The 22858-nt window shown below is 73.4% G+C and carries 19 protein-coding genes; 7 read left to right on the top strand and 12 right to left on the bottom strand.

The window, feature by feature from the left end; translation table 11 throughout:
• Nucleotides 1-105: 105 nt before the first annotated feature.
• A complete protein-coding gene (locus OG344_RS31635) occupies nt 106-903 on the top strand; it encodes a tyrosine-protein phosphatase (RefSeq protein WP_405086225.1) in 798 nt (265 codons plus the stop codon).
• Between the two features lie 36 nt (nt 904-939).
• Here OG344_RS31635 and OG344_RS31630 read toward each other — a convergent pair whose 3' ends face one another.
• Both OG344_RS31630 and OG344_RS31625 read right to left on the bottom strand, forming a co-directional pair.
• Nucleotides 940-2088 (bottom strand): Gfo/Idh/MocA family oxidoreductase, encoded by a 1149-nt coding sequence (locus OG344_RS31630; RefSeq protein WP_405086224.1) that lies wholly within the window; start codon nt 2086-2088, stop codon nt 940-942.
• A gap of 16 nt (nt 2089-2104) precedes the next feature.
• Nucleotides 2105-3010 carry a PAC2 family protein gene (locus OG344_RS31625; RefSeq protein WP_327046880.1) on the bottom strand — a complete coding sequence of 302 codons (906 nt, stop codon included), beginning with the start codon at nt 3008-3010 and terminating at the stop codon, nt 2105-2107.
• A gap of 253 nt (nt 3011-3263) precedes the next feature.
• Here OG344_RS31625 and OG344_RS31620 point away from each other — a divergent pair, with 253 nt between their 5' ends.
• On the top strand, nt 3264-4232 hold the full coding sequence (locus OG344_RS31620) for a 4-epi-cubebol synthase (RefSeq protein ID WP_405086223.1): 969 nt from the start codon (nt 3264-3266) through the stop codon (nt 4230-4232).
• 63 nt (nt 4233-4295) lie between these two features.
• On the opposite strand, the gene OG344_RS31615 is transcribed toward OG344_RS31620, so the two are convergent.
• Entirely contained in the window at nt 4296-6407 is a 2112-nt protein-coding gene (locus tag OG344_RS31615; RefSeq protein WP_405086222.1) for an ATP-binding protein, read from the bottom strand.
• 194 nt (nt 6408-6601) lie between these two features.
• Here OG344_RS31615 and OG344_RS31610 point away from each other — a divergent pair, with 194 nt between their 5' ends.
• Nucleotides 6602-6769 (top strand): hypothetical protein, encoded by a 168-nt coding sequence (locus tag OG344_RS31610; RefSeq protein ID WP_405086221.1) that lies wholly within the window; start codon nt 6602-6604, stop codon nt 6767-6769.
• Here OG344_RS31610 and OG344_RS31605 read toward each other — a convergent pair.
• Both OG344_RS31605 and OG344_RS31600 read right to left on the bottom strand, forming a co-directional pair.
• Nucleotides 6766-7284, bottom strand: a complete 519-nt coding sequence (locus OG344_RS31605) for an ATP-binding protein (protein ID WP_327046876.1) — start codon at nt 7282-7284, stop codon at nt 6766-6768. The genes OG344_RS31610 and OG344_RS31605 overlap by 4 nt on opposite strands.
• A 13-nt stretch (nt 7285-7297) precedes the next feature.
• Nucleotides 7298-7504, bottom strand: a complete 207-nt coding sequence (locus OG344_RS31600; RefSeq protein WP_327046875.1) for a DUF5999 family protein — start codon at nt 7502-7504, stop codon at nt 7298-7300.
• Nucleotides 7505-7799: 295 nt separating this feature from the next.
• Here OG344_RS31600 and OG344_RS31595 point away from each other — a divergent pair, with 295 nt between their 5' ends.
• Nucleotides 7800-8165 (top strand): LytR/AlgR family response regulator transcription factor, encoded by a 366-nt coding sequence (locus OG344_RS31595; protein ID WP_405089212.1) that lies wholly within the window; start codon nt 7800-7802, stop codon nt 8163-8165.
• 82 nt (nt 8166-8247) lie between these two features.
• Here OG344_RS31595 and OG344_RS31590 read toward each other — a convergent pair whose 3' ends face one another.
• Nucleotides 8248-8907 carry a response regulator gene (locus OG344_RS31590; RefSeq protein WP_405086220.1) on the bottom strand — a complete coding sequence of 220 codons (660 nt, stop codon included), beginning with the start codon at nt 8905-8907 and terminating at the stop codon, nt 8248-8250.
• A gap of 137 nt (nt 8908-9044) precedes the next feature.
• Here OG344_RS31590 and OG344_RS31585 point away from each other — a divergent pair, with 137 nt between their 5' ends.
• A complete protein-coding gene (locus OG344_RS31585) occupies nt 9045-10922 on the top strand; it encodes a DUF4118 domain-containing protein (protein ID WP_405086219.1) in 1878 nt (625 codons plus the stop codon).
• Between the two features lie 54 nt (nt 10923-10976).
• On the opposite strand, the gene OG344_RS31580 is transcribed toward OG344_RS31585, so the two are convergent.
• The 3 genes from OG344_RS31580 to OG344_RS31570 all read right to left on the bottom strand — a co-directional run bounded on the left by OG344_RS31580 (nt 10977) and on the right by OG344_RS31570 (nt 15816).
• Nucleotides 10977-11864 (bottom strand): sensor histidine kinase, encoded by an 888-nt coding sequence (locus OG344_RS31580; protein WP_405086218.1) that lies wholly within the window; start codon nt 11862-11864, stop codon nt 10977-10979.
• 335 nt (nt 11865-12199) lie between these two features.
• The gene (locus OG344_RS31575) at nt 12200-13174 is read right to left on the bottom strand and encodes an ABC transporter permease (protein ID WP_405086217.1); all 975 of its coding nucleotides are present in this window, start codon (nt 13172-13174) and stop codon (nt 12200-12202) included.
• Nucleotides 13171-15816, bottom strand: a complete 2646-nt coding sequence (locus OG344_RS31570) for an alpha/beta fold hydrolase (protein WP_405086216.1) — start codon at nt 15814-15816, stop codon at nt 13171-13173. The genes OG344_RS31575 and OG344_RS31570 overlap by 4 nt, the downstream gene beginning before the upstream one ends.
• 167 nt (nt 15817-15983) lie before the next feature.
• On the opposite strand from OG344_RS31570, the gene OG344_RS31565 reads away from it, so the two are divergent.
• A complete protein-coding gene (locus OG344_RS31565) occupies nt 15984-17186 on the top strand; it encodes a hypothetical protein (RefSeq protein WP_405086215.1) in 1203 nt (400 codons plus the stop codon).
• A 6-nt stretch (nt 17187-17192) separates the two neighbouring features.
• On the opposite strand, the gene OG344_RS31560 is transcribed toward OG344_RS31565, so the two are convergent.
• Together OG344_RS31560 and OG344_RS31555 are read right to left on the bottom strand one after the other, a co-directional pair.
• Nucleotides 17193-18230, bottom strand: coding sequence for a copper resistance D family protein (locus tag OG344_RS31560; RefSeq protein ID WP_405086214.1), 1038 nt, complete (start codon nt 18228-18230; stop codon nt 17193-17195).
• Entirely contained in the window at nt 18227-19063 is an 837-nt protein-coding gene (locus OG344_RS31555; protein ID WP_405086213.1) for a copper resistance protein CopC, read from the bottom strand. The genes OG344_RS31560 and OG344_RS31555 overlap by 4 nt, the downstream gene beginning before the upstream one ends.
• Nucleotides 19064-19242: 179 nt before the next feature.
• Here OG344_RS31555 and OG344_RS31550 point away from each other — a divergent pair, with 179 nt between their 5' ends.
• Nucleotides 19243-20499 (top strand): CynX/NimT family MFS transporter, encoded by a 1257-nt coding sequence (locus tag OG344_RS31550; RefSeq protein WP_405086212.1) that lies wholly within the window; start codon nt 19243-19245, stop codon nt 20497-20499.
• Between the two features lie 12 nt (nt 20500-20511).
• On the opposite strand, the gene OG344_RS31545 is transcribed toward OG344_RS31550, so the two are convergent.
• Nucleotides 20512-22713, bottom strand: a complete 2202-nt coding sequence (locus OG344_RS31545) for an alpha/beta fold hydrolase (protein WP_405086211.1) — start codon at nt 22711-22713, stop codon at nt 20512-20514.
• Between the last annotated feature and the right edge of the window lie 145 nt (nt 22714-22858).

Genomic DNA, 22858 nt, shown 5'->3' with positions numbered 1-22858 from the left:
GACGGGTACGAGTGATCATCCGCGCGGTCCCGGCCCCGAGGGGGTTTCGGACCTTTCACTCTGCCCACATTCTTCCGTCACAGAGGGGCGGATAGGCTCGGAATGATGAATGCACACAAGCGTTGGATCGTTCTCGAAGGCGCGGCGAACGTGCGGGACCTCGGCGGGCTCCCCACCGAGGACGGCGGGACCACGGCGCCCGGCCGGATCCTGCGGGCCGACAACCTGCAGGGCCTCACCACCCGTGACATCGCGCTGCTCGTGGGCGACCTCAAGCTGCGGCACGTCGTCGACCTGCGGTCGGGCACGGAGGTGCGCCTGGAGGGGCCCGGACCCCTGACCCGCCTGCCGGAGGTCGCCGTACACCATCACAGCCTGTTCGCGGAGGGCGGGCGGTTCACCGACGTCGAGGCCGACACCATCGACGACAGGGCGCTGCCGTGGCAGGACGAGCGGAGCGAGGAGGACCTCGCCGAACTGCGGGTAACCGGCTACTACTACGGCTACCTGCGCGACCGGCCCGACTCGGTGGTGGCCGCGCTGCGGGTGCTCGCCCGTGACGACGGCGCGGCCGTGGTGCACTGCGCGGCGGGCAAGGACCGCACCGGGGTGGTCTGCGCGCTGGCCCTGGCCGTCGCCGGGGCCACCCGGGAGGCGATCATCGGCGACTACGTCGCGACCGGGGACCGGCTGGCGGGCATCCTCGCCCGCCTGCGGGCCAGCCCCACCTACCGCGCCGACCTCGACGGAAAGCCGGTCGACAGCCACCTGCCGCGGCCCGATTACATGGCCCAGTTCCTGTCCACCCTGGACGACCGGTTCGACGGCCCTCTCGGCTGGCTGCACGCCCACGGCTGGACCGGCGCCGACACCGAGGCGTTGTACGGCCGCCTCCGCGGCTGACCAGGCCGGGACCGGAGAAGTCGTGGGCGGCCGGGCTCACTCCCCGTGCATGGGGACGGGCACCACCTGGCCGAGGGACGCGGAGAGCCGGGCCGCCTCGAGGACGGCGATCGTCGCGACGGCCTCCTCCGCGGGCACCGGCGGCGGCGCGCCGTCGCGCAGGCAGGCCACGACGCCCTCGTAGAACCGCTGGTAGGCGCCCGGCTCCGTGGGGACCGGGCGGACGTCGCCCTCCACCCCGAGGGAGCCCCAGCGCTCGGGCGGCTCCGTGCCCCAGCCTTCGTGCCGTTCCGTCCCCCAGCCTTCGCGTGGCTCGGTGCCCCAGCCGTCACGCGGGCCCTCGCCACGGCCGAAGTCGTCGGGCCCCGGGCGCTCGCCCGCGCGCAGGCGCTCCTCCTGGGGGTCGAGGCCCCACTTGACGTAGGCGGCGCGGGAGCCGAGCACCCGCAGCCTCGGGCCCGGTTGACCGGCCACCGCGCTCATCCACAGATGCGACCGGGTCCCGCTCCGGTGGGTCAGCGCCACGAACGCGTCGTCGTCGTTGCGGATCCCGGCCCGCCTGACATCGGTCTCCGCGTACACGTGGGCGACCGGGCCGAACAACGTCAGGGCCTGGTCGACCAGATGGCTGCCGAGGTCGAAGAGCGTGCCGCCGACGTCCTCGGGGCCGCCCGCCTCGCGCCAGCCGCCCTTGGGCACCGGCCGCCACCGCTCGAACCGCGACTCGAAGCGGCGGACCTCGCCCAGTTGGGGCAGCAGGCGGCGCAGCGTGAGGAAGTCGCCGTCCCAGCGCCTGTTCTGGAAGACCGTCAGCATGAGGCCGCGGTCACGGGCCAGCCGTACGAGGTCGCGGGCCTCGTCGGCGGCGCCGGCCAGCGGCTTGTCGACGACCACGGGGAGACCGGCCTTGAGCGCCTCGGCCGCCAGTGGCACGTGGGTGCGGTTCGGCGTCGCGATCACCACGAGGTCGCAGGCGTCCCACAGGTCCTCCGCCGACGCGACGACCTCGGCTCCGGGGTGGTCCGCGCGTACCCGCCCGGCCCTGCCGGGATCGCGGGTGACGACGGCGGACAGGCGCAGCCCGGGGGTGGCGGCGATCAGCGGCGCGTGGAAGAAGGACCCGGCCGGGCCGAAGCCCGCGAGCCCGACCCGGATGCCGGAAGGCGGAGTGAGCGGGGAAGACATGATCGGCGGGCCGGTTCTAACCGTCGTGGTCGTCGCGTTCGGCGAGGAACGCCTCGAACTGGGCGGCGAGCTCCTCACCCGTGGGCATGGGCGTGTCCTCCGCGAGCAGGCTATCCCGCGTGGCGCCCGACTGGAACGCGTCATACTGCTGCTCAAGGCCGTGGATCGCGCCCGCGAGCTCGTCGGAGGCCGCGATCTGCTCCTCGATCTCGGCCGTGGTCTTCTCGGCCGCGTCCCGGAGGGCCTCCGTGGGGAACACCAGCCCGGTGCCGCGGGTGATCGCCTCCAGCGCCGTGACGGCGGCCTGCGGATACTCCGCCTGGGCGAGGTAGTGCGGCACGTGGATCGCGTAACCGAGGGCGTCGTGTCCCTTGGCCCCGAGACGCAGCTCGATGAGCCCGGCGAGACTGCCCGGCACCCGGACCTTCCCGAACGGGCTGTCCTGCCCGTTGACGAGGTCGGGGCGGCTGGCGTGGGACGTCAGGCCGAGCGGCCGGGTGTGCGGGACGCCCATCGGGATGCCGTGCACGGTGACCAGCGTACGGATGCCGAGCCTGGTCACCAGCATGCCGACGGCCTCGGTGACCAGCTCCCACTCCCGGTCGGGCTCGGGCCCGCTCATGATGAGGAACGGGGTGCCGGTGACGTCACGGGTCAGGTAGACGGCCAGCTCCGGGGTCTCGTAGTCGGTCCAGCGGTCGGTGTCATAGGTCATCACCGGCCGGCGGGACCGGTAGTCGAGCAGCCGGTCGACGTCGAACGTCGCGATTACCCGGTGCTCCAGCTCGGCGAGGAGGTGCCCCAGGGCCAGCCGCCCCGTCGCGCCGGCGTCGACGAACCCCTCGAAGTGGTAGATCAGCACCGGATCGGTCAGCTCGGGAAGGTCCCCGTCGAGCCGATAGAGATCCGTGGGGTCGGACACGTGTCCCAGCCTTTCTCACGAAGCCTTTACCTACTGAACCTACGGGGTGCCCGGTCGATTCCGCGGCGGTTGCGGCGACCTTATCGGTGGACGCTGTCCAACGGGCATCGGGACCCGGAGCCGGACCGGCCGCGCGCCGGGCGCCCCGGCCCAGTCTGAACGGCGTGAACCGGCTGCCCCGAATCGCTGACCGATGTGTCCTTAATCGGGGCAAGGGTGGTCTCTGTCTCCCCGGCGGGATCATCCTTGTCGGATGGCTACTGCGAAAGCGGATTCCCCCAGTGGGCACCTCCTCCGCATCCCCAAGCTCGCCTGCCCCTTCCCCCGCGCGGTGAACCCCCACGTGGACGTGGTGGACCGGGACACGCTGGCCTGGCTGGCCGCCTCCGGCATGATCACCGGCGACCAGTTCGAGCGTTTCCGGCTCGCCCGGTACGGATGGCTCGGCGCCCGCACCTACCCGTACGCCTCACGGGAGCTGTGCCAGCTCGTCACCGACTGGTGCGTGTGGCTCTTCGCGTTCGACGACGCCTACTGCGAGTCGGACCGGCGGGCGGCCGAGATCGCCCGGGCCCTGCCCCAGCTCTACACCGTCGTGGAGGACGCCGAAGAAGGTGGTGCGGTCGAAGACGTCTTCGCCCGGGCGCTGCTCGGCATCAGGACCCGCATCGCCGCCCACGCCACCCCCGACCAGCTCGACCGCTGGCGCACGACGACCAAGGACTACCTGTTCGCCCAGGTGTGGGAGGCCGCCAACCGGGAGGACGACGTGCTCCCCACCATCGACGACTACGTCTTCATGCGCCGCAGGACCGGCGCGATGCTCACCGTCTTCGCGCTGATCGACGTGGCGGCCGGGGCGCGCCTCACGGTGGACGAGTGGCTCCACCCCGCCGTCCACGAGATGACCGGGCACGCCAACGACGTGGTCGTCTGGGACAACGACCTCATCTCCTACGCCAAGGAGCGGGGGCAGGCGAACATCCGCAACAACCTCGTCAGCGTGCTGGCCGGGCACACCGGCTGCGGTGTCCAGGAGGCGATGGACCGGATCGGCGTCATGCGCGACGAGGCGGTCGCCGCCATGGTGGCGCTGACCCCCGCCACCGAGGCGCTCGGCTTGCCCGCGGTCGACGCGTACGTGCGGGGCCTGAAGTTCTGGGTCAGCGGCAGCGTGGACTATTCGCTGACCAGCTCCCGGTACGCCTGCGCCTGGCAGTGACCCAGCCGACCCAAAACAGCCCAAAACAGCCCGGAACGCCCCGCGACAGCCTGATCGGCCCGGTCAGTCCTCCGGAAGATCGTCGTCGAGATCGTCCAGCGCGTACTCGACGAGGTCGGCCAGGCTGAACCGGGCCCCGGCGGCGTACGCCTCGTCGTAGGCGGTCTCGCCGACCAGCTTCTTGCACTCCTTGACGCACTGCTCGTGCTCGGTCGTGAAGAACGGCGACCCGAACTGCGGCAGCCCGAACGTCCGCCAGTTGGCCTGGGCCGCCCCGAGGAGGGTCGCCGTCCGTTCCGGCTCACCGGCCTCCAGGTTCAGCCTGGCGAGGTTGTCCACGCACAGGACGATGCCGAGCACGTCGTGGAAGCGCCGCTTGATGCGCAGCGCCTCCTTGCACGCCACCAGGGCCTCGTCCAGCCGCCCGGTCTCCCGGTGGACGAGGGAGGTGACGTACCAGGCGTAGGAGCGCAGCCACAGCTCATCACGCTCCTGGCACACCTGGAGGCAGTCGGCCAGCAGCGTCTCGGCCTCCTCGAACTCGCCCTGCGCGAGCAGCACCATGGACAGCTCGACGATCGCCGGGAGCAGGCCCGGATTCAGCTCGCGGCCGCCCCGGTGGAACTCGATCGCGACGCCGAGCAACGCCGTCGCCTTCTTCGCGTCGCCCTGCAGCATGGCGGCGGTGCCCTGCATCTTCGTCGCCAGCAGCACCGCGCCCGAGTCGCCCACCCGCACAGCGTCGGTGCTGCACTGCTCGGCCGCGGCGAGCGCGCCGGCCATGTCGCCCTGGGCGCTGCGGATGTAGGCCAGCACCCACAGCGCCTTGCAGCGTTCCCTGCTCGGCACCGGGCTCGCCGTGAGGGCGCGCTCCAGGTAGACCACGCCCTCACGGGCGAAGCCGCAGGCCACCCAGAGGAACCACAGGGCCGACAGCAGTTCCAGGCCGATGCGGGCCTCTCCCGGCGTCGACAGGCAGTAGTCGAGGGCGACCCGGATGTTGTCGTGCTCCTGGCGCATCCGGCTGAACCAGTGCACCTGGCGGGGGCCCGACCAGGAGTGCTCGCTGAGCTCGGCGAGCTGGAGGTAGTAGTCGCGGTGGCGCCGCCGGAGGTCCTGCGTCTCGCGGAGCTTGTCGAGCCACTCGCCGCCGTACTGCCGCAGCGTGTCGATCAGCCGGTACCGCTGCCCGGCCGGGGTGGCGAAACCCAGCAGGACCGACTTGTCGACCAGGCCGACGATCACGTCGAGGATCCGGCCGGCGGGCAGGGCGTCGCCGGCGCAGACCTGCCGGGCCGCCTCGATGTCGAAGTCGCCGGCGAACACCGACAGCCGGGCCCACAGCAGCCGCTCGGCGGGCTCGCACAGCTCGTGGCTCCACCCGATCGCCGCGCGCAGCGTCTGGTGCCGCGGCAGCGCCGTACGGCTGGCCCCCGCGAGCAGGCTGAACCGGTCGGCGAGCAGGGCGAGGATCTGCTCGACCGACAGCGTGCGCAGGCGTACGGCGGCCAGTTCGATCGCCAGCGGGATGCCGTCGAGGCGGCGGCACAGCTCGGCGACGGCCGCGACGTTGTCCTCGTCCACCGCGAAGTCGGGCACCACGGCGGAGGCCCGCGTGCCGAACAGCTCGACCGCCTCGTTGGTGAACGGGTTCTCCGACGGGCCCTCGCCGGGCACCGCGAGCGGCGGCACGGCCACCGTGTGCTCTCCCGCCGCGTTCAGCGAACGGCGGCTGGTCGCGAGGATCCGCAGCTGCGGCGCCGTGCCGAGCAGGTCCTCCGTGAGCTGGGCGCACGCGTCGACCAGATGCTCGCAGGTGTCCAGGATGAGCAGGATCTCCCGCTCGGCCAGCCATTCGGCGAGGGTGTCCGACCCCTCGCGCGGCGACTGGTCCGCGATGCCGAGCGCGGCCGTGATCGTGTGGTAGACCATCGCCGGGTCCCGCAGGCGGGCCAGGTCGACGTACCAGACGCCGTCCCTGAACCGCCGCCGCACCTGATGCGCGAGACGCAGTGCGATGCGGGACTTGCCCACTCCGCCGATGCCCGTGACCGTGATGAGCCGGGACTCCTGCAACCTCTGCCTGAGCGACGCGAGCAGTCGTGTCCGCCCGACGAAGCTGGTGAGCTCCACGGGCAGGTTGCCCTCTTGCCGCCATCCTGCTGGCGCTGCCATGCCGCCTCACGGGGGGTTTGTCCGGCGTGCTCCCTGCTCCGGCATCGTACCCGCGCCGCCGCCGGCTGTCCGGTCGTACGGGCGTGAGGCCGGCACGCCGGCGAGGCTGATGTTTCTGCCCACACCGGAAGGAGTCCCAGGGCGGCGCGATCGGCGTTTCCGCGGCCGCCGCCGGAGCCGATAGAATCGAGAGTGTGAGTGTGCGGCATCCGGATGACATGCGTCCGGTGGACCTCTTCGACGAGGGACTGCCGGTGCTGCCAGACCAGACCAGCGACGACACCGACCTCGGGTGGGGCGAGTGGCGCTCCGGCTCCGACGTCTCCCACCTGATCGAGGAGCGCCCGCCCCACTGGGACTAGGGATTCACCGGGAGTTCGAACCAGACGGCCTTGCCCCTGCGGGTGGGGCGCACGCCCCAGGCGCGGGACAGCGTGTCGACGATCAGCAGTCCCCGCCCGCCCTCTTCGTCGCACTGTGCCGTTTGGTTGCACGGTGCCGTCGGGTCGTGAGGTGACGTGCCGCGCGCCCGGACCGGAACGCGGGCCTCGTCCTCGACCTCGCAGCGCAGGGTGTCGTCCCGCAGCAGCAGGAGAGTGAGCAGGGGTGCTCCCCGCCCGTGCCGCATGGCGTTGGCGACCAGTTCGCTGACGAGGAGTTCGGCCACCTCCGTCACCTCCCGGTCCCCGCCGGCGCACCAGTCGCCCAGTGCGGCGCGGACGAACCGGCGTGCCAGGCACGTGGACGACGAGTCGGCGGGCAGGGCCCAGCAGGAGCGGTGGACGGACGGCAGGCCGGCGTCCACGGCGGCCGGGTGCCGACCACGCGGCACGTCGTCGTCCGGCCGCCTGCTCAACGGGACGAGCGAGCACATCATGACGTCCCCGCCTTCACGCGGCCCGCGCGCAGCGGGCCCGGTGCGCGGGACGGCTCCGGCCGTCTGGCAGCAGTTCGCCGGTGTCCTCGAACACCACGACGCCGTTGCAGAGCAGGCCCCACCCCTGCTCGGGATGGAACGCCACCAGCCGGGCGGCGTCGTGGTCGTGCGCGTCCGCGGGCGGACACTGCGGAGTGTGCGGGCACGTGTCCGGGCACATGCGGGTCACCTCGATCCTTCACATGTGGAGGAGGGTTCGCGGGGGGTCAGGCCCGGCCTGGTGGTCCCATAGGCCCGAGTCTCGTGACGGTCGGTCAGCATCGCCGCCTTCTTCCTGTCCCGGGTGACCTCGCCCGTTTCGCGCGTCGCCCGCTCACCCTTCCCACGATCGCGCGCGGAAGGCCCGTCGTCTGCGCGGGCAGCCCCCATGCCGCGGGAGTGTTCACCGGCACGCCCGGATGCCCGCTACCTGCAATGACGTGGGCGGGACCCGATGGCAGTCTGGTTGTGTGCCCATGCGGTGTCTAATCGTCGACGACAGCGATCACTTCAAGGAGGCCGCCCGCCTGTTGCTGGAAGCGGACGGCATCGCCGTCGTTGGCGTCGCGTCGACCACGGCCGAGGCCCTGCTTAGCCTGCGGGAGCTCCGGCCGGATCTTGTGCTGGTCGACATCGATCTGGGTGAGGAGAACGGCTTCGACCTGGTGTTGCGGCTCTACGAGGAGGCGGGGGGGTGCCCGCCCCGGATCATCCTGATCTCGACGTACGACGAGCAGGACTTCGCCGAGATGATCGAGACCAGCCCGGCCCTCGCCTTCCTGTCCAAGCCGAGCCTGTCGGGGCGGGCCATCGCCGAGATCCTGCGCGGAGCGGACGCCTGAACCGGCCGTTCCGGTCCCGGCCAGGCCGACGTGGGCGCGGCCGAAGGGTCGTCGTGCCCGTCCAGGTGCACGCCGTACGGCGTCAGCGGGCGTCGAGGAAGGCGAGCACCGCGAGAACCCGGCGGTGGTCGTCCTCGGCCTCCGGCAGCCGCATCCTCGACATGATGCTGCGCACATGCTTCTCGACGGTGCCCTCGGTGATCCACAGTTTGTGCGCGATCCCCGCGTTCGAGCGGCCCTCCGCCATCAGGGCGAGCACCTCGCGCTCACGCTGGGTGAGCTCCTCCAGCGGATCGTGCCGGCGGCGGGCGTTGATCAGCTCCGCGACGAGGCTGGGATCGACGACCGAGCCGCCGTGGACGATGCGTTCGAGCGTCTCGACGAAGTCGGACACCGCGGTCACCCGGCTCTTGAGCAGGTAGCCGACCCGGTGGCCCGCCGCGAGCAGCTCCATCGCCTGGTCGACCTCGACGTGCGCCGACAGTAGCAGGATGCCCACGTCGGGGAGCTCCGCACGGATGACCTTGGCCGCCTCGACGCCCTCCGTGGTGTGTCCTGGGGGCATCCGGATGTCGATGACGGCGAGGTCGGGGTGATGCTCCCGGACAAGGGCGAGCAGCTCGGACGCGTTCCCCGCCTGGCCGGTGACCTCGAACCCCCCGCGCTCCAGCAGGCTCGCGAGCCCCTCCCGCAGCAGGACGTCGTCGTCCGCCAGCACCACCCGCCTCGGAGTCTCGTCCACCGTTCCGCCGCCTTCCGCGTGCGCCCCGCCACCCGCGCCCAGGGCCGGGCTCGATCGTGCCCCGGCGATCGGGGCGGTCTGCCAGGGTCGTCCGATCCGCGTCGACGTGGTGCGAACAGGCCGCGTAACGTGGGCTTATGCGCGCGCGAATGCTGTCGTCGCTGCTACGCGTGACGCGCCCGCCCTTCCTGGTGGGCGTCATCGTCGGCGTCGCATGCGTGACGGCGGAGACTTTTCTGGCTTTCCTGCTGGAGCGGGTGGCCCCCCCGAACGCCCTGAATGTAGTTTATCTGGTCGGTGTTCTCGTGGTGTCCTACCTGTGGGGCCTGGGGCTCGGCATGCTGACCGCGCTGGCCAGCGGCTTCGTCTACGACTTCTTCCTGGTCGTGCCCCGCCACACGGTCACCGTCTTCGGCAGCTGGTCGTGGATGCCAATGCTGATCTTCCTGGTCGTCGGGCTGCTGGTCAGCGCCGCCGCCGCGCTGATGCGGGCGCTGCTGATCGAGGCGGAGGAACGCCGCGGCGAGGCCGATCTTGAGGCCGCCACGGCCCGTCTCCTCCTGCGCGCCGAGCACCTGCGCGCCGCGCTGCCGGTCGTGGCCCGTCGTCTGGCGCAGGGCCTCGGCCTGCCGTTCCTGGCCGTGGAGCTCGGAGCGGCCGGCGTCGAGGACCCCGGCAAGGTCACACTGCCGCTGAGCGACGACGACGTACGGCTCGGCACGCTCGTCGCGCCCGCCGACCTGCCGGCGGCGACGCTGCGCCGCCTCCGGGAGCGCGTGGTGCCCTCGCTGGAGGCGGTGCTGGCGGCGGCGTGCGATCGTGAGGCCATCGGGAACGCCCTGGCCGCGAGCCGGGACGAGCTCGCCAGGGTCGCCCAGGAGCAGGCCGGACTGCGCCGGGTCGCGACGCTGGTCGCGCGTGGCGTCCGCCCGGCGGAGATCTTCGGCGCGGTCGCCCGCGAGATGGGGCTGATCGTGAACGCGGACCACACGGCGGTCGAACGGTACGAGACCGACCGGACGGTCGCCCTGATGAGCTTCTGGAGCGCCTCGGACGACGTCCCCGCGCCGCCGTTCGGCTCGCACCGGCCCCTCCGGGAGGACGGCGTGTCCTCCCTCGTCCTGCGCACGGGACGGTCGGCCAGGATGGCCGCGGCCGGGGGGACGGCCGAGGGGACGGCAGGGGGCGCGGCGGGAGAGCTGGACACCTGGGTCAGGGACGAGAAGGTGGTCGCCGCGATCGCCAGCCCGATCGTCGTCGAGGCCCGCCTGTGGGGCGTGGTGATCGCCTTCTTCCGCGGCCTGGAGCCGCAGCCGGAGGACGTCGAGGAACGCATCCGCGACTTCACCGAACTCGTCGCCACCGCGATCTCCAACGCCCAGGCCCGCGACGAACTCGCCGCCTCACGCGCCCGCGTGGTCGCCGCCTCGGACGAGACCCGGCACCGCATCGAACGCGACCTGCACGACGGGGCCCAGCAGCGCCTCGTCTCCCTGGGGCTGCAACTGCGGATGGCGGAGACCGCCGTGCCGCCCGAACTGCCGAAGCTCAGGGAACAGCTGTCCCACATGGCCGAGGGCCTGACGCTGGTGCTGGAGGATCTGCGGGAGCTGTCCCGCGGCATCCACCCCGCGATCCTGTCCAAGGGCGGCCTCGCGCCGGCCCTGAAGATGCTCGCCCGCAGATCGCCGGTCCCCGTCGATCTGCGGGTGCGGGTCGACGGGCGTCTTCCCGAACGGGTCGAGGTGGCGGTCTACTACGTCGTCTCGGAGTCGCTGACGAACGTCGCGAAGCACGCGCACGCCTCGCTGGTGTGCGTCGACGTCGAGGCGGTGGGCGAAGCCGCGCGGGTCGCGATCCGCGACGACGGGAAGGGCGGCGCGGACCCGCACGGGGGTTCCGGTCTCATCGGCCTCCTCGACCGCGTCCAGGCCCTCGGCGGCACGATCGAGGTCACCAGCCCGCCCGGCCACGGCACCACGCTGACGGCCGTCATCCCGGTCGGCGGCGGCTGAGATCCCGTTCGCCGCCCGTCACGCGACCCCGGCCGCGGGTGACCCGGGTGATGGTCAGGGCCGGAGGCCGGGTGAGGGGCCGGTGAGAGGCAGGCGGACGACGAAGCGTGCGCCGCCCTCCGCCGCGTTCTCCACGGCGATGGTCCCGCCGTGCGCCCGGGCTATCTCGCCCGCGATGGCCAGACCGAGACCGGGACCCCCCCGGCAGCGGCTGCGGGACTCGTCCAGCCGGCCGAACGGCTCGAACACTCTCTCCCAATCGGCTTCGGCGATGCCGCTCCCGTCGTCGGAGACGGCGAGCTCCGCGCGGTCGCCCACCGGGCGCACCTCCACCAGCACCCTGCTTCTGGCGTGGCGCTGGGCGTTGTTCAGGAGATCGCCCAGCAGGCGGTGGATCTCGTGGTCGACGACGTGGACCACCACTCCGGGGATGAGGTTCAGCAGCACCGGCACCCGGGCCGTCCGGCTGGAGACCACCGCCTGGACCAGCTCCGCCAGGTCGGCCGGCCTTCTCTCGTGGGCGGGCTTCGTACCCGCCTTCACGAGCGTCAGCAGGTCGGAGACGATCGCCTGGAGACGGTCGACGTCGCGTAGCGTGTGCCCGACGAGCTCGGAGAGATCCGTCTCCACGGGATGCAGGCCGGCTTCCTCCAGTTGCGTCCGCAGCCCGGCCAGAGGAGTGAGCAACTCGTGGGCGGCGCCCGCCAGGAAGCGGCGCTGCCGGTCGGCCGTGGGGTCCGATCGTCTCGCGTCCCCGAGCCGATCCGGCGTGCTTTCTGCGGCGTCCCGGGCCGGGCCGGTCTCGTCCTCGCCCTGAGCGACGGACACGCGACGGTCCGGATCGCCGACGAGTGCGGGGTCGCGGTACACGACGGTCATCGCGCTGGGGCCGTGCCGGTCGTCGCCGCCGTGCGGCCGGACGAACCGGAAGCAGACGCCCACGGCCCGGGCGGCCAGTGTGGGCCCGCTGGAAACACCCGGTACGGTGCGTCTCCCGTCAGTGTGAGGACAATCGGCGACACCTGCTCACCCCCGGCTATCGTCGTCGCGTTCCGCGTCGGTCTCGTACGTCGTCCGGTCCCGGCGCCGTGGGGCCTCGATCACCGGGCTGCCCGGTCGGCGCACGGCGCCGGCCCTGTCCGCGACCGGCTCCGGTAACAACGATGACTCGGCGGGCACCCGCTCGTCTGCGGTGGAAGCCTCCATCCCCGGCCCCATGCCAGCCTTCCCCGGGCATTCCGGCTAGCCGGAATGCCCGGGGGCCCGCAGGGGCCTGGTCAGGAGACGACGTCCCGGCGCCGGAAGCGGCGGAAGGCGAGGGCGATGATGATCGCCGAATAGGTCACCGAGATCGCCACGCCCTTCACCATGCCGCTGTAGTCGGGCTCCGGCGCGAGCGCGTCGAGCCATGCGGCGTTCCAGAACGTGGGCAGGAACTCGCGCAGCGAGCCCAGCGCCTCGACCGCCTGGAGGATGCTGCTGACGATCACCAGGCCGACCGCGCCGCCGACCGCGCCGAGCGGGGAGTCGGTGGTCACCGACAGCAGGAAGGCCACCGAGGCGACCACCAGCTGGCTGACCAGGGCATATCCGATGACGACGGCGAACTTCGGCAGCACGTCGGCGGCGGGGATCACCTCGCCCGTCCCCGGCACGGTGATGTCGTTCCACCCGAAGGCGAGCGTGCCGGCGAGCAGGGCCATCAGCGGGAGCACGGTCACCGCGGCGGCCGAGTACGCCAGCGCCACCACCAGCTTCTGGCGCAGCAGCCGGTCGCGGGGGACCGGGGCGGCCAGCAGGTAGCGCAGCGACGACCAGCTCGCCTCGCTCGCCACCGTGTCGCCGCAGAACAGCGCCACGGCGACGACCAGCAGGAAGCTGGCCGACACCGACAGGGCGAACGCCGCGAAGTTGAGCCCGCCCGCCGTGGCGAGGTCCGACAGCCGGAGGCTGCCCTGGCCCCGCGCGGCCGGGCCGAACTGGAACGCCACCACGAGCACCCAGGGCAGGGCGAGCAGCACGCCGAACATCGCCATCGTCCGGCGGCGGCGTAGCTGCCGGACGAACTCCACCCGCAGCGGCAGTGTGCGTCCCGGCGCGTATCCGGGCGCGTGCCCGGCCGCTCGTCCGGGCGCGTGATCTTCCGCGTCGTTCCCGTGCGCGTCCCGCCCGTCGTGCCGCGCGGGCGCGACCCGCCCGGCGGCGGGGACTTCTCCGGTCAGGTCCGGGGCCGGTCGTTCCACGGGGCTCATCGGCGCTCTCCGATCAGGTCGAGGAACACGTCCTCCAGGCGCGGGCCGGCGCCGCCCGCGGTGGTCGCGGCGCCGAGCAGGTCGCCGACCGGCCCGGCCGACACCAGCCGCCCGCGGTGCATGACGACCACGTGGGTGCAGGTCTGCTCGACCTCCGCGAGCAGGTGGCTGGAGATGATGACCGTGCGCCCCCCCTCGGCGTACGCCGTGAGCACCCGGCGCATCTCGGCGATCTGCGGCGGGTCGAGGCCGTTCGTCGGCTCGTCGAGCACGAGCAGGTCGGGGAGGCCGAGCATGGCCTGCGCGATGGCCAGGCGCTGCCGCATGCCCTGGGAGTAGGTGCGTACCGCGCGGTCCAGGGCCGCGCCGAGCCCGGCGATCTCCAGCGCCTCCTCCAGGTGCGCGTCCTGGGCCGGCCGGCCGGTGGCCCGCCAGTACAGCTCCAGATTGGCCCGCCCGGACAGGTGCGGCAGGAACCCGGGCCCCTCGACGAACGACCCCAGCCGCGACAGCACGGGAGCCCCCGGCACCACCCGGGTGCCGAAGATCCGAATCTCGCCCTCGTCGGGATGGATGAGACCCATCAGCATGCGCATGGTGGTCGTCTTGCCCGCGCCGTTCGGCCCGAGCAGGCCGAGCACCTGCCCCTTCTCGACCCGGAACGAGAGGCCGTCGACCGCCTTCTCGCCGTTGCGATAGCGCTTGACCAGCCCGCTGATCACGAGGGGCACCTCGGCCGGCTCGCTGTCCGCCACCCGTTCGCCGAGAGGGGCCGGGTGGCGCCTCGCGGCCCGCCCGGTCAGCAGGAGGACCACAGCGATCACGATCGCGGCGAGCGGCAGGGCCCACGTCCACCAGGCGGGACCCGTGGCGGGCGTCTTCAGCGCCGCGAAGCCGGGGACCTCCAGTGCCGGGGACTCCAGCGCGATCCGGTAGACGGCCGGCGCGGCGGGAGTCGCGTAGCCGAGGTCGGTGGTCGACACCACCACCCGCATCCGGTGCCCGGCGTCGAAGCGCCTGTCGACGGCCGGGAGGGTCACGGTGACCGGCGTGCCCGCCTCGCTCGCGGTCACCCGCAGCGGTGCGACGAGGCCGGACGGCAGCACCGGGAGCGACCCCCCGGAGACGTCGTAGAGCTTGGCGAACAGCGTGGCCTCGCCTGTGCCGTAGACCTTGATCCGGACGGCCGGGCTGCCGGTGACCTGGGTGGGCCGGGCCAGCGGGGCGGACTCGAAGACGGCCGCCTGGCCGGGCATGTCCAGCGCGACCGACACGCCGCCGGCGGCGGCGCCGCCGAGCAGCCCGCCGAGGCCGGGCACCGCCGAGATCGACGCCGGCGACCCGCCCGCGGGGTTGGCGACCGGCTGGGCGGCGCCGCGAAGGGCGATCGTGGTGCGTTCCCCGCCCGCCAGGCCCGGGTATCGGCCCGCGGTCGCGTGCAGGAGCACGGGGCGCCGGGTGCCCGGGTCGCGCCCGCCGTCCCGGGTCACGGTGAACGCGCCCGGGGCCGCGCCGGCGGGAACGGGGGAGCCCGGCTGCTTGAGATAGCGGTCGAACCAGCCGGCCGTCTGGTCGGACAGCCAGTCCGCCTCGCCGTCGCCGCCGTCGTGGCCGCCGTTGAACCAGGCCACCTCCACCGGGGCGCCGGTCGCGGCGATGGCCCGGGCGTTGGCGTCGGCGTGCGAGAGAGGGAACAGCGAGTCGCGCTGGCCCTGCACGAGCAGGGCCGGCACCTTGATCCGGCCGGGCACGGAGATCGGGCTCGACCGCCGGAGGAGATCGACGGCCTCCTTGGTGGCCCTGCCGGTCTCGGCCACCTTCTGATACATCGCGCAGATCTCCGGCAGGAACCGCCCGCACTGGACCTGCTCCGCCGTCCCGCCTCCCGGAGACGTGCCGCCCGTGGACGTGCCGCCGGCGAGGCCCCCGGCGCCGAGACCCCCGGCGAGACCCCCGGCGAGACCCCCGGCGCCGAGGCCGCCGTCCGGGGCCAGCCGATCGGCGGCGGCGCTGAAGAAGATGCCGGCCCACATCTTCTTGAACACGCCGTTGGCCGGCCCGCCGCCCGAGGCGTCGGGGAAGAGCGCGTCGGCGAGGTCGTACCAGGTGATCTGGGGCACGATCGCGTCGATCCGGCTGTCGTAGGCCGCCGCCATCAGCGCGATCGCCCCGCCGTACGAGCCGCCGGCGATGCCGACGCGCGGGTCGCCGGGGGAGTCGAGACGCACCTCGGGCCGCGTGGCGAGCCAGTCGACCAGCCCCCGCACGTCCTTGACCTCGTAATCAGGGGAGTCGAGCGCGATCTGGCCCGTCGAGCGGCCGAACCCGCGGGCCGACCAGGTCAGCACGGCGTAGCCCCGCCCGGCGAGCCGCTCCGCCTGCTCGCGCATGCTGTCCTTGCTGCCACCGAAACCGTGGGCGAGCAGCACGGCGGGGGCCCTGCCGCCGGAGGCGGCGGGATAGAAGGTGGCGTCGAGATCGACGCGCTGGTCGCCGGACGGCCCGTCGAGCACGGGGATGATCAGATCGCGCCCATGGACGGCCGGGCCCGAGGGCCACAGGGCCCACGCCACCCCTCCGGCCACCAGGATGACCAGCGTGACCACGATCGCGAGGGCACGCCGCCCACCCGGAAACCTCATGTCGCGATACTACTTGTCTCTCCTGAGAGCGGGCTGAGGAGCCCGCCTCACCTGTGGACAACCGGTCCGCCGCACCGGGCCCGGCCTCCCTCGGCATGCGAATCGTGATGATGCATCGGGGTAATCCCTGATTGCGCCTGGCCTTGGGGGGCGGCATCATTTCGCGCGTGAACGGAACGCCGCTGAAGCAAGTCCCCACGCGTGTCGCCGAGTGGGCCCTTCCCTACTGGACCCGGGGGGAGGCGGGCAGGCAGACCCCGTCCGACCTGTTCCGGGTGCTCTACGCTGGCTGGCTCGCGGCGTTCGCCCTCAAGGTGCTCGGGTCGAGCTGGGACGTGTCGTGGCACTTCAAGTGGTTGCGCGACGACCTCGCCCCGCCGCATCTGCTCAACACCGTCGGCACGGCGATCGCCGTCGCGCTGACCATCGTGCACTGGTACACCGGCTACGGGGTGGACCGCGCGGCCTCCCGCCTGATCGTGTGGGGCACCGGCGTCTTCCTCATCGCCATCCCGCTCGACCTGATCAACCATAAGGTCAACGGCATCGACATCACCGCGTGGAGCCCCTCCCACGCACTGCTGTACATCGGCACCGCGCTGATGCTCGCCGGAGTGATCCGCGGCTGGTACCTCGGCTCGGGGCGCTACGCCGGGATCACCCGTGGGCGGCGGACACTGGTGCTGGGCGGGCTGTTCACGTTCTTCCTGGAGAACGCGCACTTCCCCGAGCTGCAGCAGGAGTACGGCGTGCTGGAGCTGGCCTCCTGGGACCGCGGCCAGCCGTACGCCGAGCCGACGCTGCTGAACTTCGCGGCCGAGCAGATGGGACAGGCCGTCGACCGGGCGATGGTGCTCAGGTTCTCGCTGCCGATCCCCGACGTCGTCTACGCCGTGTACGCGGGAGTGGCCGGCGTCGCGATCCTGGTCTTCGCCCGGGTCATGATCGGCCGCCGCCTCACCGCCACCGCGATCACCGGGGGATACCTCGCCTACCGCTGCCTGATCTGGCCGCTGCTCGTCGGCGGCGGGTTCCCGCCGTCGACCATCCCGTTCTTCTTCCTGCTCGCCGGGCTCGGCGTCGACCTGGCCTTCCTGGTGCCGATCCGGCTCCTGCGCCCGCTCGCGGGCGGCGTGCTCGCCACCGCCGGCGTGTACGGAGGCCTCATGGCGCAGGACCGCCTGCTGGAGGCCCCGCCGTACGCGCCGGAGGCCTGGCCGTACGCGCTCGCCGGGCTGGTGGTCGTCTGGTACGCCGTCGAGTGGTTCGCCGGGCGCAAGGGGCTGACGGCGGCCGACGCGGAGGCCAGGGACGCCCGGGAGAGGGAGGCGGCGGACTCCGGATCGCCCGCCTCCACGTCGCCGGTCTGAGCACGTTCAGGCGACGGGCGTCCGCGTCAGCGCCACCGCGACGCCGAACGCGAGGCCCATCACGGTCACTTCGAGCGCGGCCCAGGCGGCGAACGCCGTGGGCTCGCGCCGGGTGATCGCCGGTAGCAGCCGCCAGCGGATGTTCGCCCCCAGCAGCGCGATCACCCCGGTGAGCACCGCCTTGGCGACCACCAGCCAGCCGTACCGGGTGGTCAGGAGCGATCCGGGCAGGGTCTCGCCGGGCGCGAGCGCGAGCTCCACCAGGCCGTTGAAGAGCCCGGAGAGCCCCACCACGAGCAGGGCGAAGGTCGCCAGCCTGGAGAACCTGGGCAGCGTGGGGGCAAGCAGGTCGCGGTGGCGCGGGAGCAGCACGCCGAGCGCGACCAGGCCGCCCACCCAGGCGCACGCGCCGATGACGTGCAGCTCCATCGACACCATGCTGAGGTCGTGCCAGTACCAGTTCGACGCGTGCCCGGTCACCGGCAGCGGCAGCAGCCCGAACCCGGCGACGAGCACCCGCAGCTCGGCCGGCACCTTCTCGCCGAAGCGCACCGCGAGCATCCCCACGGCGGCGCTGGCCAGGGCGCACGACGCGCTCACGATCATGCCCTGCCCCGAGCCGATGCCGTTCACGTACGCCGCGACGTCCGGCATTCCTCCCGGCATGACCTCGGCGGCGCCGAGCACGGCCGACAGCAGCGCCGCCGCGCACCAGACGAGGGAGAAGACCACGGCCCAGTGCCGCGCCCTGGCGGCGACGGGCTCGGTCCTGTCCGGATCGTCGAAGCCGAGCAGCTTGGGGAGCAGGCTCAGGCCGAGGGCCGCGGTGGCGGCGAGATCGAGGACGAGCCGGACGACCGGCAGGCCGTACTCCACGACCGCGCCCGGCATCGGGATGCCCGGCGCCGCCTCCGTACGGGTGAGCCACGTCGCGGTCACGACGGCGAGGACGGCGGCCACGGTCAGCCCCGCGACCGGGATCCGGGTCGTGGCAGGCGTGGCCCGGCGGTGCGCCGTGGCGGGCCGTTCCGTGGTCGCGGTCATCCGGCCTCCCCGGCGGCGGAGTGGCCCGGCGCCGCGTTCGCCGCGCGGCGGTCGTGCCGGAAGAGGACGAGAGTGCACAGCGCCAGCAGCGCCGCGGTGAAGATCAGCAGCCCCCAGACCCAGCCTCCGCCGCCCTGGCCGCTCGCCGCCGCGGAAAGCCCGGCTCCGGGCTTCGGGTCCACCGTCCGCACGTCGACCACCGCGGTGTTCACGTAGCCGACCGGGAGGGTGAACCGGATGGTGCCGGTGACCGGATGGCCGTCGTTCGACACGATGCGGTAGCCGATGGCGTACGACCCGGCGGGGACGTTGAAGGCCTTTCCCGGGGCGGCCGGTGGTCGCACCGCGATCGAGATCTTCCCGGCCTCGACGGTGACGTCGCCGTGCTCGTAGTGCGCGCCGTCCGGCCCGGTCACGGCGATCCGGGCGAAGTCCCGGCGCACCGCCTGGTCGAACGTGAGCGTCACGGTGTGCGGCAGGTCGCCGAGCACGGCGCCGTCCTTGGGGTCGCTGGACACCAGCACGTTGTGCGCGCTCGCGGGCGTCGCCACCAGCGTGACAGCGAGCAGGGCGAGCAGAGACGGCACGAGCAGGGCGAGCACAGGCGCAGCGAGCAGGGCGAGCAGAGGCGGCACGCGCAGGGCGAGCATCCGTGCGATGGGCCGGGCGGGCACCCCTGACACGCGCCGGGCGGGCGCGGGCGGCACGGGCCGCGCGGGCGTCCGTGGCTCAAGCCGGGCGGGCGCGGGCAGGGAGGTTCGTCCGGCCGTACGCCGGCCGCCGCGCGGGGCCGGGGCGTCATGGCACGTCCGGGCGCGTGCGACCTGGTCCACCTGCCTTGCCTTTCTTTTGCCGGGCACCGACCCTGACATGGTCCCACTGATCCCGCGCCCGGAACGCCCCGGGCGGGCGCGTACGGCTGGGACCGCCGGTTGAGCGCGCGCCGGGCGGAGGCCAGCATGGGGGCACGATCATCGGCCCGGCCGCCGTCCCGACCGCGAGGAGAAGCCTCTTGACCCCCCAGCTCTCGTCAGGTGAGTCCCAGCGCGACCCGGCCCGAGAAGCGCCGGCGTCGCGCTCGCCCTGGGTGACGATCATCGTCATCTACCTGGCCGGGGTCGCCGCGGCGATGAGCCTCGGCAAGTTCTCCCCGGTGGAGCCGCAGGTGACGGCGCAGTTCGGGCTGTCGTCGTCGCAACTGGGCTGGGTGATCTCGGCGGTGGTCGCGCTCGGAGCCGTCGCCGGCCTGCCGGCCGGCTACCTGGTCCGCCGGGTCGGCGCGGCGAGGTCCCTGGTCGTCGCTCTCGTGCTGATGGTGGCGGCGAGCGCGCTGAGCGCGGCCGCCGGAAACCTCACCTGGCTGCTCACGGCCCGCGTCGCCGAGAGCGCGGGCTACCTGCTGGTCTCCATCACCTGCCCGGCGCTGATCCTCCGTCTCGCGCACGAGCGGGATCGAGGGGTCGCCCTGTCCGGCTGGGCGACGTTCGTGCCGGTGGGCATCGGACTCAGCACCCTCGCGGGAGGCGCCGTGGGCACGGCCCTCGGCTGGCGCGGCTGGGTACTGCTGATCGCCGGGACGACGCTGGTGATGACGGTGGTCGTCCGGGCGCGGCTGCCGTGGGCGTCCGCTCCCGAGACCGATCCCGAGACCGCGGCCGGGTCCGTGCCCGGCGCGCGGGCGCTGGCGTGGCCCGCGCTGCTCACCGTGGCCTTCTGCCTGATGGTCCTCGTGACCATTCCGGTGATCGTGCTGCTGCCGACGCTGCTGATCAAGGAGCATGGGTTGTCGGCCGCCGCCGCCGGCGCCCTGACCTCGGTGATCTCGTTGGCCGGGGTGCCGGGAGGGCTGGCCGTGGGGCTCCTGCTCCGCAGAGGGGTCCCGCTCGGGGCGCTGGCGGCGTCCGGACTGCTGGTCGTGCCGGCCGCCTGGCTCACCTACGCCGGTGGGGGGTCGCTCGCCGCCGCGGTGACGGGCGCGGGAGTGATCTCGCTGGAGAACGGCTTGCTCGGAGCCCTCGTCTTCGCCGCCCTCCCGCAGGTGCTGGAGCGGCTCGACCACGCCGACGCGGGAAACGGCCTGGTGACCCAGATGGGCAGCCTGGGGTCGCTGCTCGGCCCTCCGCTGTTCGGCCTCGTCGCCGGGGCCTTCGGGTACGGCGCCGCCGTGCCGGTCATCGTGGCTGGCATGGCGGCCTCGGTCGGGATCCTGCTGCTGGTGGCCCGGCACGTGAGCGGGCGGGCGCGGCGGGTCACGCCGGAGACCGGCTGAGCCGCGGGCCCGTCAGGCCAGCAGCCAGCCGTACAGCCAGGCGACGAACGCCATGCCCGTCAGAGCGGGGACGATCCTCGCGGCGCCGGCGGTGAGCCGGAACGCCTCGATCACCGACAGCACGGTGCAGACGACGGCCAGCAGGCCGAACCACGCCAGGGCGGGAGGCACCCCGATCGACAGGGTGACGGGATCGGCGACCGCCGACAGGCTGAGCGCCGACAGCGCGCCGAGCACGACACCCGCGAGACCCGCGAGCGCGCTCAGCCCGCCGCCACGGCGGCGCAGGAGGGAGACCAGCCCCACGAGCAGCTGCACGGCGGCCACGAGGAGGAACGCGGCGGGGATCGCGAGCGGAACGGGCGACCGCAGCATCCGGTAGACCGAGGAGGTGAGGAGGAGGTCGCCCGGCCGGACCATCGGGTACGGCGCGGCGCCGGGGTCGCACGGCCGGGTGGCCGACGCCGGGTCGGCCAGGAACGCGGCGATCGTCCGGCGGCCGCACTCGCTCGACAGGAAGACCCCGTGCCCGACGCCGTCGAACTCGGTGAACCGGGCGCCCGGCACCGCCGACACCGCCTCACGGGCGGCCTCCGGCGGCGTGGTCGGGTCGTAACGCCCCCCAAGGGCCAGGATCGGCACCCCGCTCGCGGCCACCGCCCTGCCCCCGGTGGTCGTGCTCCTGGCCGCCCTGCCCCTGGTGGCCGCGCCCCCGGTGGTCGTGCTCCCGGCCGCCCTGCCCCCGGTGGCCGCGTCCCTGGTCGCCGTGGCTCGGGCCGCTACGTTCCCGGTCGTCGCGTTCGCGGTCGCCGTGTCTCCGGTCGCCGTGTCTCCGGTCGCTCTGGCCCCGGTCGCTCTGGCCCCGGTCGTGCCCCGCGTGCGCGTGTCCGCGACCGCGGAGCGTCCGGCGATGGTGGCGTCCGCGCCGACGGCGGTGACCGCCGGGTCCGGGGTCAGCGCGTCGGGCTCGGTGCGGGAGGCCGGGAGCCCCCAGGCGCCGCACACCGCGGCGTCGACGACCCCGGTGAACAGCCGCGGACGCGCGGAGCCGGGGAAGGAGTTGCCCGGCGTCTCGTCCTGGCACTGGACCGCGTAGTACAGGCCCCACTCGTGCGAGGTGAGCCCGTCGCCGGCCTGGTCGACCAGGGGCTGCAGCAGCTCGGTGCGTCCCCTGGCCAGCCCGTCCACGAGAGCCGGCACGATCGGGATCACGTCCGTCTCGTGCAGGGCCTCCGCCAGGAGCGTGGCCACGTCGTCCCCGTTGAGCCACACGGTCAGCCGCTTGCGGGTCAGCGGGTCCCGGGTGTCGTACGCGGCCGGGTGGGCGTTGAGCGCGGCCACCGCGGCGTCGAACCGGGTGGTGAGCCCCAGCTTGGCCATGGTGGCCATGAGCGAGCCGGGCGACTCGTCGTACCACCTGGCGCGTGGGGGGAGGAGGGAGTCGAGCACGACCCCTCGGCTCCCCTCGGGGTCGAGCGCCGCCGCCCGTAGCATCGGGCGGGTCGAGTAGCTGACGCCGAACAGGTACCACCGCCGGTAGCCGAGCGCGGCCCGCAGGTCGACGATGTCGGCCGCGATCTCGGCGGTCCGGTAGCCGCGCAGGTCGACGTGCTCGCTCTCCAGCCGGGACTGGCAGGCCCCGGCCCGCCGCACGACCGCCGCCGTCTCGTCCACGGTGGGGCCGGGCGTGCGCAGGGTGTCCACGATCCCCTCGACGATCTCCGGACAGCTCAGGCGTGGCTCGGAGTAGCGCCCGCCGCGCTGCTCCAGCACGACCACGTCGCGGCCGGGAAGCATCCGCGTGAGCAGCCCGGTGAGCGGGAGCGAGGCGGAGCCGGGGCCGCCGCTCATGTAGACGACCGGGTCGGCGTCCTGCGCGCCCGCCTGACCTGGCGCCTGCACTGTGGCCTGCGCGCCCGCCTGCCCTGGTGCCTCCCCTGGCGCTTCCCCTCCGGCGCGGTGCACCGCGTAACCGACCTTGATCGTCCTGCTGTTGGGGACGTCACGCCGCTCGGGCACCAGAAGATAGCCGCACGTCGTGCCGGCGGGAACCGTCACCGGGCACGGCCGCTCCTCGACGGGCGCCGTCCGCGTCTCCCCGGCCGCCGCGGCGGCCTCGGACCGGCCGGACGCCGGCGCCGCGACGGCCGCCGACCCGGCGCCTTCCATCAGCATGAGGGCCGCGACGAATGCCGCGACGGCCGCTCCGCGCACACTCCGCAACCGTCTGCCCCGTCCCGCGAACCCGGCGATATCGGCAGAAACCTTAGCGTGTCCCTTGGTCATCTCGCCCGCGTTCGCCACATGCGCCGTCGGCCGGACGATCAGCGCGCCGCTCGCCGGCTCTCCTCCCGGGAAA

This window comes from Microbispora sp. NBC_01389 (assembly GCF_045040095.1).
Classification (GTDB): Bacteria; Actinomycetota; Actinomycetes; order Streptosporangiales; family Streptosporangiaceae; genus Microbispora.
This window is presented reverse-complemented; position numbering and strand designations above follow the sequence as displayed.